The organism is Acinetobacter gyllenbergii CIP 110306 = MTCC 11365 (genome assembly GCF_000413855.1).
In the GTDB taxonomy this organism is placed as follows: Bacteria; Pseudomonadota; Gammaproteobacteria; order Pseudomonadales; family Moraxellaceae; genus Acinetobacter; species Acinetobacter gyllenbergii.
In genome coordinates this window covers 119471-137091 of sequence record NZ_ATGG01000013.1, presented here as the reverse complement: position 1 = coordinate 137091, position 17621 = coordinate 119471, and the positions used below count along the sequence as shown (strand labels likewise).

General features: G+C 40.1%; 22 protein-coding genes. 1 reads left to right on the top strand and 21 read right to left on the bottom strand.

The genetic code is table 11. The features are described from left to right. Positions 1-105 precede the first annotated feature (105 nt). From rpsA to F957_RS11515, 14 genes are all read right to left on the bottom strand, one after another. Positions 106-1788: a 30S ribosomal protein S1 gene (gene rpsA / locus F957_RS11455; RefSeq protein WP_016539904.1), complete on the bottom strand. Its 1683-nt coding sequence runs from the start codon at positions 1786-1788 to the stop codon at positions 106-108. 114 nt (positions 1789-1902) lie between these two features. After that, the gene (gene cmk / locus F957_RS11460) at positions 1903-2583 is read right to left on the bottom strand and encodes a (d)CMP kinase (protein ID WP_016539903.1); all 681 of its coding nucleotides are present in this window, start codon (positions 2581-2583) and stop codon (positions 1903-1905) included. Positions 2584-2592: 9 nt separating this feature from the next. Continuing rightward, positions 2593-3033 carry an SRPBCC family protein gene (locus F957_RS11465; RefSeq protein ID WP_004653858.1) on the bottom strand — a complete coding sequence of 147 codons (441 nt, stop codon included), beginning with the start codon at positions 3031-3033 and terminating at the stop codon, positions 2593-2595. Positions 3034-3099: 66 nt separating this feature from the next. Then, positions 3100-3609: a tRNA adenosine(34) deaminase TadA gene (gene tadA / locus F957_RS11470; protein ID WP_016539902.1), complete on the bottom strand. Its 510-nt coding sequence runs from the start codon at positions 3607-3609 to the stop codon at positions 3100-3102. Between the two features lie 5 nt (positions 3610-3614). Beyond that, positions 3615-4739: an enoyl-CoA hydratase/isomerase family protein gene (locus tag F957_RS11475; RefSeq protein ID WP_171068284.1), complete on the bottom strand. Its 1125-nt coding sequence runs from the start codon at positions 4737-4739 to the stop codon at positions 3615-3617. Beyond that, the gene (gene ung / locus F957_RS11480; protein WP_016539900.1) at positions 4736-5449 is read right to left on the bottom strand and encodes a uracil-DNA glycosylase; all 714 of its coding nucleotides are present in this window, start codon (positions 5447-5449) and stop codon (positions 4736-4738) included. Before ung ends, F957_RS11475 begins: the two co-directional genes overlap by 4 nt. Positions 5450-5493: 44 nt before the next feature. Further along, the gene (locus tag F957_RS11485; protein WP_016539899.1) at positions 5494-6090 is read right to left on the bottom strand and encodes a 6-pyruvoyl trahydropterin synthase family protein; all 597 of its coding nucleotides are present in this window, start codon (positions 6088-6090) and stop codon (positions 5494-5496) included. A 108-nt stretch (positions 6091-6198) separates the two neighbouring features. Then, complete coding sequence (gene gspK, locus F957_RS11490) at positions 6199-7158, bottom strand: type II secretion system minor pseudopilin GspK (RefSeq protein ID WP_016539898.1); 960 nt, start codon at positions 7156-7158, stop codon at positions 6199-6201. 5 nt (positions 7159-7163) lie between these two features. Next, positions 7164-7808, bottom strand: coding sequence for a type II secretion system minor pseudopilin GspJ (gene gspJ / locus F957_RS11495; protein WP_016539897.1), 645 nt, complete (start codon positions 7806-7808; stop codon positions 7164-7166). Next, the gene (gene gspI / locus F957_RS0120545; RefSeq protein WP_016539896.1) at positions 7805-8302 is read right to left on the bottom strand and encodes a type II secretion system minor pseudopilin GspI; all 498 of its coding nucleotides are present in this window, start codon (positions 8300-8302) and stop codon (positions 7805-7807) included. The genes gspJ and gspI overlap by 4 nt, the downstream gene beginning before the upstream one ends. Beyond that, positions 8292-8840 carry a pilus assembly FimT family protein gene (locus tag F957_RS11500; protein ID WP_016539895.1) on the bottom strand — a complete coding sequence of 183 codons (549 nt, stop codon included), beginning with the start codon at positions 8838-8840 and terminating at the stop codon, positions 8292-8294. The genes gspI and F957_RS11500 overlap by 11 nt, the downstream gene beginning before the upstream one ends. An 11-nt stretch (positions 8841-8851) precedes the next feature. Beyond that, positions 8852-9460, bottom strand: coding sequence for a TetR/AcrR family transcriptional regulator (locus F957_RS11505; RefSeq protein WP_016660313.1), 609 nt, complete (start codon positions 9458-9460; stop codon positions 8852-8854). 41 nt (positions 9461-9501) lie between these two features. Beyond that, the gene (locus tag F957_RS11510; RefSeq protein WP_016539893.1) at positions 9502-10275 is read right to left on the bottom strand and encodes a TatD family hydrolase; all 774 of its coding nucleotides are present in this window, start codon (positions 10273-10275) and stop codon (positions 9502-9504) included. Between the two features lie 24 nt (positions 10276-10299). Beyond that, positions 10300-10644: a PilZ domain-containing protein gene (locus F957_RS11515; RefSeq protein ID WP_004806631.1), complete on the bottom strand. Its 345-nt coding sequence runs from the start codon at positions 10642-10644 to the stop codon at positions 10300-10302. Between the two features lie 336 nt (positions 10645-10980). Here F957_RS11515 and F957_RS11520 point away from each other — a divergent pair, with 336 nt between their 5' ends. Beyond that, positions 10981-11484 (top strand): hypothetical protein, encoded by a 504-nt coding sequence (locus tag F957_RS11520; protein WP_016660312.1) that lies wholly within the window; start codon positions 10981-10983, stop codon positions 11482-11484. Positions 11485-11538: 54 nt separating this feature from the next. On the opposite strand, the gene F957_RS11525 is transcribed toward F957_RS11520, so the two are convergent. The 7 genes from F957_RS11525 to F957_RS11555 form a co-directional block, all read right to left on the bottom strand. Then, positions 11539-12048, bottom strand: a complete 510-nt coding sequence (locus F957_RS11525) for a hypothetical protein (RefSeq protein WP_016660311.1) — start codon at positions 12046-12048, stop codon at positions 11539-11541. Between the two features lie 159 nt (positions 12049-12207). Then, positions 12208-12513, bottom strand: a complete 306-nt coding sequence (locus tag F957_RS11530) for a hypothetical protein (RefSeq protein ID WP_016539890.1) — start codon at positions 12511-12513, stop codon at positions 12208-12210. Positions 12514-12697: 184 nt separating this feature from the next. Then, on the bottom strand, positions 12698-13681 hold the full coding sequence (locus tag F957_RS11535; protein ID WP_016539889.1) for a DNA polymerase III delta prime subunit: 984 nt from the start codon (positions 13679-13681) through the stop codon (positions 12698-12700). Positions 13682-13683: 2 nt separating this feature from the next. After that, complete coding sequence (kdsB, locus tag F957_RS11540) at positions 13684-14445, bottom strand: 3-deoxy-manno-octulosonate cytidylyltransferase (RefSeq protein WP_016539888.1); 762 nt, start codon at positions 14443-14445, stop codon at positions 13684-13686. Positions 14446-14454: 9 nt separating this feature from the next. Next, the gene (gene lpxK, locus F957_RS11545; RefSeq protein ID WP_016539887.1) at positions 14455-15462 is read right to left on the bottom strand and encodes a tetraacyldisaccharide 4'-kinase; all 1008 of its coding nucleotides are present in this window, start codon (positions 15460-15462) and stop codon (positions 14455-14457) included. 2 nt (positions 15463-15464) lie between these two features. Further along, a complete protein-coding gene (msbA, locus tag F957_RS11550; protein ID WP_016539886.1) occupies positions 15465-17192 on the bottom strand; it encodes a lipid A export permease/ATP-binding protein MsbA in 1728 nt (575 codons plus the stop codon). Next, a complete protein-coding gene (locus F957_RS11555; RefSeq protein WP_004806616.1) occupies positions 17189-17617 on the bottom strand; it encodes an ExbD/TolR family protein in 429 nt (142 codons plus the stop codon). Before F957_RS11555 ends, msbA begins: the two co-directional genes overlap by 4 nt. Positions 17618-17621 lie beyond the last annotated feature (4 nt).

The window sequence follows — 17621 nt, the reverse complement described above, 5'->3', positions numbered from 1 at the left end:
TTAAATACAAAACGGTAGCGCAGTACATGATTACTACGCTACCGTTTACAGTATTTTTGTATAAAAAAGTACGTCTCAGTTACAAGAAACGTACTTTTTAACAAATTACTTCATTTGAGCTTTAATTAAGTCACCAATAGTCTTAGGACCATTGCTTTCTGCAACTTGAGTTGCAGCAGCTTGGCGAGCATTGTTCACAGCTTCTTTCTCTTCAGCTTCGTCTTTCGCTTTGATAGACAAGTTGATAGAGCGAGATTTGCGATCAACGTTGATGATCTTCGCTTCAACTTCTTGACCAACTTCTAAGAATTTAGTCGCATCTTCAACGCGGTCACGGTTGATTTCTGAAGCTTTAAGTGTTGCTTCGATGTCATCAGCTAATTTAACTGTAGCACCTTTAGCATCAACAGCAGTTACAGTACCTTTAACTAAAGCACCGCGCTCATTCGCAGCTAAGAAGTCATTGAATGGATCGCTGTTTAATTGCTTGATACCAAGGCTGATACGGTTGCCTTCAGCGTCAACAGATAAGATAACCGCTTCAACTGTGTCACCTTTCTTGTAACGACGAATCGCTTCTTCGCCTTGTTCGTTCCAAGAAATATCAGACAAGTGTACTAAACCGTCGATACCACCAGATAAACCGATGAAGATACCGAAGTCAGTGATTGACTTGATTGTACCAGAAACTTTTTCGCCTTTTTCATTTGCTTTAGCAAACTCTTCCCATGGGTTAGCACGAGTTTGTTTGATACCCAATGAAATACGACGACGTTCTTCATCAACTTCAAGAACCATAACATCAACTTCATCACCGATCTGAACAACTTTAGATGGGTGGATGTTTTTGTTTGTGTGGTCCATTTCTGAAACGTGTACTAAACCTTCAACGCCTTCAGCGATTTCAGCGAAGCAACCGTAGTCAGTTAAGTTAGTAACACGTGCTTTAACGATAGAACCTTTAGGGTAACGGCTCATGATCGCTAACCATGGATCTTCGCCTAATTGCTTAAGGCCTAAAGATACGCGGTTACGCTCGCGGTCAAATTTAAGTACTTTAACTGTAACTTCTTGACCAACTTCAACAACTTCTGAAGGGTGCTTGATACGCTTCCAAGCCATATCTGTGATATGTAGAAGACCATCAATACCGCCAAGATCAACGAACGCGCCGTAATCAGTAAGGTTCTTGATTGTACCTGTAACTGTTTGACCTTCTTCAAGTTGAGCAAGTAATGCTTCACGGTCAGCTGAAGATTCAGCTTCCATAACTGCACGACGAGATACAACAACGTTGTTACGTTTAGCATCAAGTTTGATTACTTTGAACTCTAACTCTTTACCTTCAAGGTGAGTTGTGTCACGGATAGGACGAGTGTCAACTAAAGAACCTGGTAAGAATGCACGTACAGGACCGATGTCAACAGTGAAACCGCCTTTAACCTTACCAGAGATAACACCAGTAACGATTTCGCCGTCTTCAAAGATTTTCTCAAGTTTAGTCCAAGTTTCAGCACGTTTCGCTTTTTCACGTGATAAAACTGTTTGACCCATACCGTTGTCAAGCGCTTCAACAACTACGTCAACAGTATCGCCAACTTGAACTTCAAGTTCACGTTGTTCATTTAAAAATTCAGCACGGTCAACAACGCCTTCAGATTTAAGGCCAGTGTCAACAGTAACCCAGTCAGAATCGATACTAACAACAGTACCTTGGATGACTGCACCCTTTTCAACGTTGAGGTTTAATTCACTTTCTTCAAAGAGGGCTGCAAAAGATTCGGTCATGATATACCTGATAAAGTCCGCGGTCTTGGATCAGACAAGGCCGGTTTAGTTAAGTTGTTACATTGTCCAAAAAATCTGATCAAGCAATGCTTCAACTGATAAAAAATTGTGTATCTACTGAATACGACTATCGATATAATTCACCATCAACTGAAACACTTCATTGATACCTATTGTAGAACTATCAATGATATACGCATCTTCAGCGGGCTTGAGTGGAGCAACCGAACGCTCCATATCTCTTTTATCTCTAGCCTGTATGTTAGATAAAATGTCGCTTATTTTAGCATCAAGACCCATGCCCTGCAACTGTTTTACACGTCGCTCTGCGCGAGATTCAGCCGATGCAGTTAAGTAAATCTTGGCTTGGGCTTCTGGAAAAATCGATGTTGCCATATCTCGCCCATCAGCTACTAAACCTGGCGCCTGAATAAAAGCACGTTGACGTTCAAATAATGCTTTTCTTAATTCGGGTACAGTGGCAACTCTAGAAGCATACTCTCCAACTTGTTCTGTTCGAATGGTATGGGTGACATCGACACCCTCAAGCAAAATCAATGTCGCTGCTTCAGTGGTTTTAAATTCGATATCTAAATGTGTTGCATACTCAACGCATTGATCTAAGTTCGAGTCAATTTGGTCAAGCAAGCCACGTTGAAAGAGTGACAATCCAAGTAAACGATATAACGCTCCAGAATCTAATAAATTATATTGATAATGTGCGGCTATTTTGGCGGCTAATGTACCCTTACCTGAACCACTAGGGCCATCGATCGTAATAATATGAATTGTCATTTCCATCTCTTATGAAGCAACTGATTTGGCTAATTTTGAAAAGCCTAGTGTAATCGCTGCTTTGAGTTGTGCAAGAACTAATTTACTAACTAAAGGGGCTTTTGCCGTAAATTCAATCTTATAGGTCACCAACGTAATATAAGGAGTAATTTCTTTAAAATCGATTTGTCCTAAATGATGCTTCACCAATGGATTATTAATCAGTTTATATTCAATCCGCTTATTTTCTTCCAACAGGGTAATTTCTTCTTGTAATGGTTTGATTGGACCAAACCCCATACGGCGAATCGAACCAATGCCATCAGGACGTTTTGGGTCAGCCGAGTCCTTTACACGAACAACTTGTAAAGGTGCAAACGCCTTATTGTAAGTAGCATGTTTTGACAACAAGTCAAAAACTTCTGAGATCGGTGCATTAAATTCTTTTTTTACAGTAATTGCATTACGCATAACATTGCCTTTTTATGTGATCCAAAATCATTGGAGGCTTAGTTTGCCATAATCTTAAAGACACTTTTAATCATTTAAGGACGTTTTTGATGACCGAATTTTCTTCTTTTCATCCCGCCTCTGTTTAAAGAAATCACTCAATTGTTGTGAACATTGTGCTTGTAAGCAACCTTGCTCAAAGACAAATTTATGATTGTAATAACCACTATCAAGTAGTTGTCTGGCACTGATTAAAGAACCCGCTTTCGGTTCAGTTGTGGCAAAAACTACGCGCTGAACACGTGCATGTACTAAAGCGCCTACACACATGGTACAAGGCTCAAGGGTGACATAGAGGGTGGTATCTTCAGGCAAACGATAGTTATTTAATGACTGGCACGCAACACGTAAAGCTTGTATCTCGGCATGCGCAGTCGGGTCGGAAAGCTTAATCGGCGCATTATATCCAGCACCAATCACCTGCCCATTACTCACTAAAATTGCCCCCACAGGGATTTCACCTTGGGCTGCGGCCAATGCAGCCTGCTCATAGGCAAGCTGCATCCAATATTCATCATTACGATTTTCAGAATTCATACGGCTCAGGCAATAACACCATATTGCTTTAACAATGCATTCCAGCTTTCGATATTAGTAACTGGAGGACAATCTCCCAAGATACCTTTCAAGCTAAGCTGCTCAGTTGCCTGCCATTCTGGAGATAAGTCTTTATCCACTAAACGAGCACGCACACCCTCGACAAAATCTGGATGACGAATCTTCCAATCAGAGATTTGGGCTTCTAGTGCAAAAACCTCATCCCAAGCATGACCTTGTTTGCCCCACTGCCATAATAACCAAGTAATTGCAGCTGTACTTGGAGAACCTTTCTGCAAGTTTTCACTTGCTTGGCGCAACCAGTCACTACTTGCATCGCTCAATCCAATAATTGACTGGTAGTCATATTCAAAGCTTTGTCCACGACATACACTATGAATTACATCAATTGAGTTTTGCAACGGACCCGAAGCGACTGGGCGATGTAAACTATTTAAAGTGTCATCAATCGCTCTGAATGCACCTGCTGGGTAATGATTCCAGTCTACATTCAAAACTTTCTGCAAGACATTATCACGCTGCGCTTCACAAATATGTGTCGCCCAACCAATACTGAATGCACCTGCGGCGGTCATGATTGAACCCGTTAATCCTGTAAACAGGCCAATTTGACCACGATCTGCCAAGAAACGGCTCGCACCAACATCTGGATACAAACCAATATTGATTTCTGGCATCGCCAAACGTGAATAAGGGGTGACTAGACGGAATGGCGCAGCCATAAACAGACCGAGCCCACCACCCATCACATAACCTTCGCCCCACACTACAATCGGTTTAGCATAATTATGTAACAATAGATCAAGCGCATATTCTTGCTGGAAGAATTGATTGGCCGCATCAACTTCCTGATTTATCACCAACTGGCGTAATTTACGCACATCTCCACCCGCACAAAATGCTTTCGGTGTGGTTGAATCAAACCAGATTGCTTTCACTGTCTCATCGACATGAAAATCTTCAAAAACCTGAAGCAATGCACTGACGATGGATTCATCCAAAGCGTGCAAAGATTTAGGGCGATTAAGACGAATGATTCGCCAACCATTTTTTGCGTGTTCAATAACTAAATCTGGATGATAGCTATTTAAATCAGGAGAAGTCATTATGCGTCCAATTGCCAGTCTATAGGCTCAATGCCATGTTGTTTCAAATATTGATTGGTTTTAGAAAATACTTTACAGCCAAAAAAGCCACCACGATTCGCAGCAAGTGGTGATGGATGCGCTGCCGTTAGCACAAGATGTCGATTACGATCAATACGTTGACCTTTACGTTGTGCATACGCACCCCATAAAATAAACACCACATGTTCACGCTGTTCATTTAATACGTCAATAACAGTATCGGTAAAGTCTTCCCATCCTTGTTTTTGATGTGAAGTCGGTTGTCCTGCTTCTACCGTGAGTACACTGTTGAGTAACAGCACCCCTTGTGCTGCCCATTGGCTCAAATCACCATGACGTGAAATCGGTACAGCCAGATCGGTATGTAATTCGTGAAAAATATTACGTAAAGATGGCGGTAATGCAACCCCTCTTTGTACCGAAAAACTTAGACCATTGGCCTGATTTGGACCATGATATGGATCTTGGCCTAAAATAACGACTTTAACTTCACCAAGCGGTGTGGTATTCAGCGCATTAAAAATCTGTTTACTGGGTGGATAAATCGTCTTTTCAGCAACTTTTTCTTGCTGTAAAAACTCACGTAAATTATCCATTTTTTGACTAAGCAAAAACTCTGATAATGAGATTTTCCAAGACTCGTCCAACTGAACTTTACTTAATTTGTCCTGCTGCTGTTCAGTAAATTGCATCCACATTCCTTGAAATAAATTCACTCAAATACGTGCAAAAGCACTCAAATATTAACTTGTAATTCTACGTTTGGGTTTTGGAACTTCATTCCTTTTTTCAGATTTTCATACATCTGAACATCACTCCATTCAGCCTGTACTTGCTCTGAAAACACAATTTGATCCAAACTTAATGCACCCATTTGTGCATTATCAATATCTTCCTGAAAACTCTGCGCATAACCCGTATCTGTTTCATGCACAATCACAGAATACACTTCAACATCACCCTCGCCGTTTTGAGTTGTGGTTGAGTTCAATACCTGCTGAGCAAGATAAAAGAAAATACGAGAAAACTGTTCAGCCGATGGCGAAACAGGTAAAGCAATCCAACGCGCACTAAATGTTTTACATGCCTCAATATAAGCAGGATCATCTTTCTGCCAAAAACAGATCGCATGATCAAAACTATCATACAACTCTTTAATAACGCCTTTTAACAGACCGAAGTCATAGACCATTTGCCCATGATCTAACTTTGACGCTTTTAATAATAATTCAACTTTATAGCTATGCCCATGGATCGAACGCTTACAACGGTCCGATGTACAGTTACGTACAATATGAGCATTTTCAAACTTAAATAATTTACGAATTAACATGCACCAAGCTAATCTTTTATCTGCAAACGAATTTTATTATAAAGCAAAAAAACGTGCATTGGGATTGATTTTAAATCTTGTCACCATTTGATAAATCAATCTTCAAAGTCACTCAAATGGTGCAAGACTTCTTGAATAAACAGATACTTGCTTATCTTTACGCACCAAAGCACTGCTAAATTGACGCTTCCGTTCGCTTAAAACAACCTCAATTTGTGCGGTAAAATAATTGGACTTAATATCCAGTAAAGCGGCGGCATCAGTTTTATTTTGTTGTTCTATTCCAGAAAAAACACTTAACTTCCATAAATCTTCCACATTATTGAAATAAGTGAGCTCTGCTTGTTTACGTTTTAGCTCCTGCTCGACTGTTTTAACATCCACTGTTGGATCAATACTAGCAAGCAATAATGCTGGTGCCGTATTGATATTTACTTTGGTTTGTTCAGGTAAAGCCGTGACATAAGGTTTAATCAAATCGTAGTTTTTACCTTCAAAGCCCCTCACCAGCTTAAGCTCCTCAACACTATGAAACTTTGTATTGGGTACTAAATATGCAGGATCTAAACCTTGATAATAGCTACTCTCAGCCCCCATTGCGCCAGTTACTTCTTCATTGCTATCTTGCCAGTCAATGACTGCCTGACTCAACTCAGCAGGCAAACCTACCCGCTGTAACAATTTTTCAAACCAGCGCCGTGCCAAATCATCAACTTGATTGCCATCTGCTTTGACCAAATTATTGAGGTTAAATTTTCCAGACTCATCAATCAAGCGACCAGATACTAAGCCATCCTCAACTGGAAATGGCGGCATCGGCTTGGCCCAGTTTTCCTGCAAATGGTCAATCGTACCGCCATTATCGCTGTCTTGGATCAATAGTTCGGAGAAAAAGGCTTCTGCACTTTTCGCATAGAGCAGCGATTGATTTTGACGCATCAAATAGCCTGTATTTTCAGAGGTATTGGTTTGTCTTTTGGCTATCGTCGCCGCTAAAATCGTTGCCAAGGCCACCATAACCAATATCGTGAGTAATGCGATACCACGCTGAGAGGAGGAAATTTTCATTGTTCTCATGGATTTCCTGCCCCCTGATTCGGAGTTAACAGGCTATATACCCATTCATAATCTGTCCCTGCAACAGTCAATTGTATTTTTAACCCTATAGGTAGTTTTTTCAGCTCAGCGATATTGTTTGGATCACTGATATTTTCAGGCCATTGCGTCAGTTCCTGCGGATTCAGAACCATCACCTTAAATTGATCCACATTATCCAGCAACGTACTTGAAATCGGCTGTACGCGATTTGGAATATTCAAATTCGAATACTTTAATCGATATACTTTCTTTTGTGCTGAATCATAGCGATATTCAATGCGCTCATAGGGTGAAAGTCCCTGTTTCAATGGGTCTGAAACCCCAGCCTTACTAAATGCAAAGTGTTGATCATTCAATACAATGGCCGCTTGCAATTGTCGCCCGTCATTTGCCGTCACAGGGATAATCTGCAAGCTATCTCTTAAAACCTGTTGATAGGCATCTTGCAAAGCAAATAGATACGTTTCATGCTCTGCATTTCGATCTTTTACTTTTAGTAGATAATCAAAGACCTTCCATCCCAACATTGAAAGCACAGCAAAAATTGCAATTGCAACCAACAATTCAACCAAAGTAAAGCCTGATTGACGCAAAGAGCGATGCTCAGCATGATATGTCATTGTGTTCTCGCCTTTGCAGGATAGTTAAAGAACACAAGATTCGTAACACCCGCTTCGACCTTACCTTGTTCATTATTAAATAAGCTGACTTGCAACTCGATACGTTGAATTTTCGGGCTTATCGTCGATTGTGCTTTTTTATCAATTTGCCAAGTTTCACCTTGTGAAGTGATTTGCTTGGATTGTGTTCCATCCAGCCATTCCTGATTGATTTCCATCATCGCCACTTCATTCATTGCGACAAATTGTGCTTTAGTTCTTAAAATCGCATTTGAGGTTGACTGCGTGTACTGCATCGCTACTTTAGTTAAGGCAATTGCTGCTACAGCAAAGATCGCCAAAGCGACCATCACTTCGAGTAAGGTAAATCCTGAGACACGGTTAAATCGAGCAACGCTCGATCGTGTCGCAAGGCGAGAAGCGATGCTTCGATTATTAGAATTGTTCACCCAAGCACAAGATGGAACGCTTTCATCTGAATATTTAATTTTCATTTATTTTACCCAAATGATCTAGCTCTAACTCATGACCAATCGGTTGTTGCTCATAATAGAACTGTATCCGAACAGGCTTCACTTCACCATTGCCAAACCAAATCAATTGCGGCGCTTTACCACCTAATAAGTCTTCATTTTTTGCTTTGTTATAGTTCGCTGTGTCAAGACTTTGAATACTAAAAGACACATGATCAGGTAATTGGCGAGTTTTAAATTCTTTATACTGTTGCCAAGTACGGTCTGCCTGCTGAATCTGCTCACGGCTTTGATCGTGGTATTCAAACAAGTTATAACTAAACGGTGCTACATCTGTGGCATTCTGGGTATTTAGAGCAAAAACTTTGGCCTGATCTGTTGCTTCTTTATTGATTTTTTTCAGATCAAGAACAAACATTTCTCTAGCCTGCATTGCTCGGCGTTGATCGACTCCCCCAATATTTAATACCACCAGAGATGCCATGATGGTCATAATAACAATCACCACCATGACCTCAATCAGGGTAAAGGCTTTTTGCGAATGTGGTGGTGATCTCATTATCATTTCAACTATGGGAGTACAGGTTCGAGTAACTTAGGTAATGCTAAAGCTTGCTCGATATAGGCAACACGTAAGGTATCTCGAGAACCTAAATAACGTTGATAGAAACTCGAGTTCAAAATTACCGCTGCACCATAGGTCAACGACCAAATTGAGGCGAGATAATCACGAGTAGTCATGGTGCTATTGATACTCAATAAATAACTTTCGGTCATTCGAATGATGATACGTAAACGCTGTCGACGTACTTTATATAACTCACTAAAAAGCAATTGAATACCCTGACCCGTTGTCGAAAGGCGCTCTTCAATCTGGTGAAATAATGCTGTACGTTCAGGGTGATGTAAATGATGCAACATAAAGAATGCTAAATGCTCGGGAAAAGCCTTTTCAGTATCCTGAATCATCTCCAACAACATACGCTCATTACGGATAATGAGCAGCATGTATAGTTCATCTTTACTTTGAAAATGCTTATATAGCGTACCTTTAGCAAGATCCAGTTCTGCTGCCAAAGCATCTAGCGTCATGCCAGCTTCACCATTTTCTAATAGGAGTTGCTCCGCGATTTGAAAAATTAATACTTCTCGTGCTCTGAACTGAGCCTGACGATCCATTTTCACGTAATAACTCTCTTTCCTAGTACATCAAAAACCGTTTACTTCAAATTTAAGAGATTCTCAAAATTTTGTGTTGTAATCATGCCAATCTCTTCAACCGATTTATCATATACATCACTTAATGCTTTTGCTACAAAAGGAACGTATTTCGGTTCATTGGTTTTACCTCGATACGGCATAGGTGCTAAATAAGGGCTATCCGTTTCAATCAACAAACGATCAAGTGGTACCTGCTTCGCAACATCACGTAAGTCTTGTGCATTTTTAAAAGAGACAATACCAGAAAAGGAAATGTAATAACCACAATCCAGAACCGCTTTTGCCGTTTCCCAATCTTCAGTAAAACAATGCAGAATGCCATGTGTAGATTGTTCTGCCCGAATAATATCGACAGTATCGTGTTTCGCTGCTCGAGTGTGCACCACCACAGGCTTTTTAACAATCTTAGATGCTTCAATATGACGTGCAAAACAACGTTTTTGCTCAGCAACAAAATCGGTACTATGATAATAATCTAAACCCGTTTCGCCTAAGGCCCAGACTTTGTCTGACTGAGCAAGTTGAACCAGATAATCCGTTGTTGCACGCGCCATGATATGCTCGTCTTCACAAGGATGCACACCCACTGAATAGCCCACATCTTCATGTCGAGCAGCAATTTCAGCCAATTTAACATGATCATCAAGATCAACTGAAATACCCATGAACTTGGACACACCTGCAAGTCGCGCTTGTTCAAGTGCTTGATCTAAATCCCCTTGATAAGGATTTAGATCTAACATGGTTAAATGGCAATGCGTATCAACAAACACTCTTTCTTCCTATTCTCTTTACGACTACATGGTATAACTTGGACGATCCAAGCCTTTCATACCCGCTAATAATTTTTCAGCTTCATTTTTATAATACACACCTTTTTCACCAACAAGCTGGATTGCAAAACCTTGTGGTTTAAAATGCGTCTGTTTATGTGAAATCCAGATCACCTTTCCGGTCAAAGGAATCTTTTGTGATTGCTCAGGTAAGGTTGCCAGCACAAACACCTCTTGCCCCATTTTAACGGCTTGTTTCGTTGGTACAAATAGACCACCGCCCACAACAAAAGGCATATAGCTGGATTGCAATGTGGTTTTATCTGGAATATTGACCTGTATAATTCCGCCCATCATTTGTGGTTGCATAACATTCCCCTGTCAAATACTAATTCATTAACACATTAATAATTTTATACCATTGATAAATCTTAAAAATATTACTAGCCCGCATCATTTTAGAGAATTTTCATTGGTGACTGTCTAATAAAAAATCTATACTCGATTTATGGCTTGATTATAGAAAACAATCGAACAAACAACAAATAATGTTTAAATAAAACCAGAACAAAGCCACCAACCTGAGTCTTATTTAAACAAGCCAAGCATTCTAGATAAGATTGTTTAAACCAAGATGACAATTTATCAAAATTGACTGAACCCACTCGATTAAAGCATAAAGAGGCAGATCAACAGGAGTTTTGAATGAAAAGAATGAACCTTGTCATCTTGTGTAGTGCTTACCTATTCAGTCCATCCATGCTCTATGCGAAGACTTTGAACACTCAACCCAAATTCACTGACTACCCCGTGCAGATTTATAAAGGGCCCACTGCACAATTAGACAAGAGTGATGCTGATGCTCGTTTGTTTAGAACACGATTATCAGAAGGATTAAAAGAAAAACCTGACTATGCAGGAGAATATGTCGCAGTTGGTTGGGGTTGTGGTGCGATGTGTTTTAGCCTGACCTTAATTAGTAAAAGAACAGGAAAAATTCTCAACGTATTCGGTGGTGAAACTGGAGAAAAGTTAATTGATATCCGCCCCAATAGCTTATTATTGGTGAGCCATGGTTCCGTTCAAATCAATGAAAAAGATATCTATGCTAAAAAATTTTACCTCCTCAAAAACAACCAATTGAAACTGGTTTATTACACTCCACTTCCTACAGGAAGTGAAGATGATGATAACACCTTAAATCCATAAATAATTTAGGTTGATCGAGATAGTAAGGCCGGCTTAAGATCTCGACCGAATAGATTATTTTGTTGCTTTTACAATCTCAGCTTTATCAAATGAGAACCAGCATTCACCTTGCGTTGCCCATTTTGATTCAGTTGTACCCAGCACACCTGTCACGGTAATCCGATCACCAACTTTTAGATTGCTAATTTTATCTGTATTTACTTTTAAATCGTCACGTGTCAAGCCTTGTCCTTTACATTTACTATTACTTGGATCTTTAAAAATAATCGCAATCTGGTTTTGAGAAATCACCTCACCAGTTTTAGTAATACGAGTAATGATTCCTGGTACTTCAAGACGCTGAGCATCCCATTTCCGTTTTGCTGTAATTTCATTTTGTTGCCAATCCCTCCAGATTTCAGAAAGCGTTGCTTTCTTCGCAGGCCCCAAACCACGAAAGTCCCCACTGAGGATATCTCCAGTTTTATTTAAAATTCCATCCGTTGCAGACATTGCTGAATCCAATGTCTGACAAGCACTTAATGACAAAAAGCTGAAAGCGACCAAAAGTGTTTTTACGTGCATATTTCAATTCCCTAGCATATCAAGCAAAACTACATGTGAAAAAATAACATATTTATTAAAATATGTGAATTTTTAACATTCACCATAAGGGAAATTTTTTCCATAAAAAAAACCGCTCTTGTAAGCGGCTTCTTTACTCAACATTCACGTCATGAATGGCTATTTTTCAATGCATTTATAATCAAAATTCAACGCACTGATCATTTGATCTGTATGTCTTGAAATCACAGAAATATTACTCACCCCAGCTTCGATATAAAGCGTACCACTGAACTGATTCATGACCACACCTTGAGCATGATTAAATGAATAGCTATATACACATTCATATGCTTGAGAGCCTACATTTGAAGCATTAATCGCAAATGAGGAGCCATTAATATTGGATACAAATTTCGGTTCAGCCATTGCGATATTTGGCATTACTGCAAATGATAAAGCAATCGCTATAAATGTTATTTTCATCTCTATATTCCTTATTTTTTAATATTATTGTGAAGTAACTCACATTTTATATAGTTTTAATCAGGTTTGAAGAGTGCCGAACAATTTATATACAAACTTTACATAAACATGATAAAACTTAGCCCTCATCTTTGATTTAGAAGGCTAAGTCTATAAATTTAATTAAAATATTTTTAAAATCTACTTAAGCAACATTCATCAACTGAATAAATAACTCATCCAGCACCAGTTGGGTTTGAACATTTTGCTCAATCATTAACTTTTTCTGCTGTAAGTCAGAGTAAATCGTAAACAGCGCTTCCAAACTGTAGAACTCGGCAAGTGCTTTAAAGTCCAAATCATCATTCTTTAAGGATTGATTCAACTTTAAACTGATTAAATCCCCTAAAAGATATTCAAACATGGTGATCAATTCAGAGAAATTTAATTCTTTAGACCACTTATTTGAATAGTTTAAAGGCATATTCTTTTCAGCCACCAACTTAAACCAATCATTCAAGAATAATGCACGTTTCTGTAACCATTCACTCTTTTCAATCTCAATCGCTGTCAACGGCATATCATTGGCAAGATTTAACAATAATGAAACTTGCTCGGCATTAATCTCAGGAATTTGCTGTTGTACAAATGTTTGTGCCTCCTGAATCGTTAATCGGTCTAAAGCAAAATGCTGTAGGCGACTTCGGATCGTTGCAGGAAGTTTTAGGTAATGGTCGGCCAATAAGATCAGTACAACCTTCTCGCCAGGCTCCTCCAAGGTCTTGAGCAATGCATTGGCAGAGGCCGTATTTAAGGCTTCAGCAGGCTCAATAACCACCACACGCCAACCCTCTCCTGTTTGCTGAACAAACGGAAGTAAGTCTCGGATTTTTTCAATTTTAATTTTTGCATTTTGCTTTTTATTGTCTTCATCCGTGGTGATATGCACATAGTTTGGATGTGTATCGGACTTCAACCATTGACAACTGGTACACTCACCACAGGCCCGTTGTGCCTGTTTATTTAGACACAGCACCCAAGCCACAAATCGCTCTGCAAACTCTTGCTTGGCGCAACCTTTCTTTCCGTAAAACAAAAGACCATGGCCAAGTTCAGGGAACCGCGTTGTTAACAATTCCCATGTCTGAGCATGCCAAGGATAAATCACTGTAGATTGAGTATCGACCATAGTTATTCAAATGCACTCACAGGCAGAGTGTTTAAACGATCTAAGTCTGCCTGAGTATCAACGCCTGGCGGTAAATTAGCTTCTGCCACAGCAATCGCGATACGGTGACCGTTTTCGAGCACACGGAGTTGCTCCAAACTTTCCAACTTTTCGAGATGACCTTGTTCCCAAGTGACATAGTCTTGCAGCAATTTCACACGATAGGCATATAGACCTAAATGACGAAAAGCTTGATCATGCAATGTTGCTTCGCTCTGTTTCGCAGCATCACGATCATACGGAATGGTTGCACGGCTAAAATATAACGCCTCATTACGCTTACTCATTACCACTTTAACAATACTATCTCGCTGAAACTCATCTAACTGATGGATCGGCTCACACAGCGTAGACATTGAGCATTGCGGATTGTCGACTAAAAGCTGGCTCACCTGCTGAACCAATTGTGCTGGTAACAATGGCTCATCACCTTGCACATTGACGATAATATCATCTTGAGCCCAGCCTTTCAGGCGTGCGACTTCGCTTAAACGGTCAGTGCCTGAAGGATGTTCTGCACGGGTCATTACCACATCAACCCCTTCCGCACGACACACCTCTGCGATACGCTCATCATCCGTAGCGACACACAGATCATCAAAACCTGCAACTTTTTTGGCTTGGTCGACCACACGCAAAATCATTGGACGGCCATGAATCAGGAGTAACGGTTTTGCTGGCAAACGAGAACTCGCAAAACGAGCAGGAATGACAATATGTTTCATGGACGCTCTCTAAGAAAATTGAATACCGACATGCTGTAATTGTTGTTTCAGCAAGTCATAACAATCGGATGATAATACAGCCTCAACAGGAACCACCCAAATCGGTGTATTAAATTCAGGATGTTGTTTTAATAAAGTTTTAAATTTTACTGCATCTTTTTCAGTGGTGATAATCGCATCATGATTGTCGAATGTTAAATCGCCGATTTCATAATCATGATGATCTGGAAATTCATGTGCCTGATACTGCTGTACATTCAAACTATTGAGTGTTTGATAAAAACGTTGCGGAAAACCAATGCCAACCACTGCATTAAAATACTGATCCACATCAAACCAGCTTTCTTCAAGATTGGTATTTAAAAGATAAGGTTGCCCCACCGCCAAATGCATACTTCTTTGCGCTTGTGCAGTTTTGCTATGTTCAATCACAGTACTATCTTTTAGGCGTGATTTAGGCTCACGTAAATAGCCTTCTGGTAATAGCTTTTCATTACCCAAACCCCGATTTTGATCTAATACGATCCATTCAATTTGACGTGCCAGAGCCCAATGTTGCAAGCCATCATCACTAATGATGAGATCAAGTTTTTCGTGTTCGAGTAACAACTCGATCGAAGCTTGTCGATTCGGTCCAACCGCCATCGGGACATGGGTCGATTGAACAATAAGGCAGGGTTCATCACCTGCAGTATCGGGTTCAGATCGTTGCGTCACCAAAAGTGGGAATGGACCTTCGCCGCCATACCCCCGACTAATGACACCCACACGAATCTGATGCTGCTGTAAATATTTGACCAATTGAATCAGCAATGGCGTTTTACCGCTGCCGCCAACGGTAATATTACCAATGACCATGACAGGTACTGGTGCCGTATAAACAGGTTTAATTCCGTGTTTATACAAAGCCTGATTGGCACAAAAACCTAAGCGATACAACCAAGACAGGGGGCGCAACACCACTAACCACGAAGCTTGTTCATTCCAAGCATCCTGTATTCGTTGCGCCATCGACATACTTAGTTTTCCTCGAAGTTACGTTGGTGTAGCTGATAGTACATGCCATGTTTTTCGAGTAACTCAGCATGGGTACCTTGTTCAATAATCTGACCTTTATCCATCACGACAATGACGTCTGCATTTTCAACGGTAGATAAACGGTGGGCAATCACAATGGTGGTACGGCCCTGCATAGCTTCATCAAATGCTTGCTGAATAAAGTATTCAGATTCATTATCCAAGGCACTGGTCGCTTCGTCTAAAATTAAAATTGGAGAGTCTTTTAAAATTGCTCTTGCAATCGCAATACGCTGACGCTGACCACCAGATAGATTTAAGCCTTGAGCACCTAAAATCGTGTCATAACCTTGTGGTAGGTTCATAATAAAGTCATGCGCATAAGCAGCTTTAGCCGCAGCAATCACTTGCTCATCACTCGAGTCTTGTAACTGACCATAAGCAATATTATCGCGTACTGAACGGTTAAATAACACGACTTGCTGATTCACTGTCGCAATTTGTGATCGCAAATAAGCCAATTCAATATCCTGAACAGGGATATCGTCAAAGTAAATTTGCCCTTCACTTAACTCTTGAAAGCGTGGCAACATATTCACTAAAGAAGTTTTCCCTGCACCAGAGCGCCCAACCAATGCAATGGTTTGACCTGCCTTAATATCTAAAGAAAAGTCTTTTATTGCATGTGTACCATCTTCATAACGCAAGTTTGCATGGTCAAATTTAATATTGCCATGTAACACAGGTTTAAGCTGCCCGTTGTTCACTTCTTCAGGCATATCTAGCAATTCAAAAACTGAATGGGCTGCTGCTAAACCACGTTGAAGTTTTTCATTGATATCGGTTAAGTTCTTTACTGGCTTTGATATCAAACCTGCAGCGGTAATAAATGATATAAACTCACCTGCAGACGTATCACCAAAAACTTGAGGACGCAAAGCCAACCAAAGAATAATCGCCATTGCCATCGACAATAACAGCTGAATGATCGGACTATTAATATTCTGCACGACGACCATTTTCAAACCACGACGAAGGTTTTCTTCAGAAGATTTATAAAAACGCTTCTGTTCAAAAGCTTCACCCGTAAAACTCTTTACAACAGAGTTTCCAGTAATCGTCTCTTGTACCACATGGTTCACATCCCCCATGGTATTTTGCACTTGAATCGACAGTTTACGCATCTTTTTTGATGCGACTCTGACCAGCAAACCAATAAATGGCATGAAAACCACGATACACAGTGTTAAACGCCAATTGGTATAGAGTAAATAGCTCAACAAACCAATAACAATCAAACCATCTTTGATCAGCGTCTGTAAAGACTCAGAAGAAGCTGCTGTTAACTGCTCTACGTTGTACATCAATTTGGCACTAATATGCCCTGCGCTATTATCAAGATAGTATTGCGCAGGCAGTCTTAGTAGCTTTGCATAGACTTCCTGACGGATGCTAAACACTAAACTACGCGAAATAACAGCAGAGAAATAACCACCAAGGAATAGACCGACGCCACGGAAGAACATCAATAAGACAATGAGGGCTGGAAACCAGTCCAAGTTTGTACGACTACCTTCTTGAATGGCATCAATAATGTATTTCAGCAACTTTGCGACAGAAACTTCCGTCGCAGCGTTGATTCCAAAACCAAGTAAGACGAGTAAGGCTACGCCCCAATAAGATTTTAAATACGATATTAAACGGACATAAACCTTAAAATCCTGATTCACTCAGTAAAACCTCTCGTTGGAACTTTGGTGCTGATATTGACGTTAACAAATCCGAGTTGACCTGCCACATCCATCACACGAATGACATCCTGATGTGCAGCTTTGGCGTCCGCAGCAATAATAAACATAAAATCACGACGATCTTGTGCAACCTGCTTAATTGCTGTGCTTAAGTCAGCAATATCTTTACTTGATAAAGCCTGACCATTGACAGAATAATGCCCTGTGGAGTCTACCATGATTTCAATTTTGTGATCGAATTGTTTAGGCGGTACACCCTGCGCATCTGGCAATGTTAGGTTTATACGACTTTGCTGACTAAATGTCGTAGAAAGTAATAAAAACACCAAGATAAATAACATACAGTCAATCATTGGTGTCAAATTGATATGAATATCTTCAACCTGAGAACGCTTAAACTTCATGCGA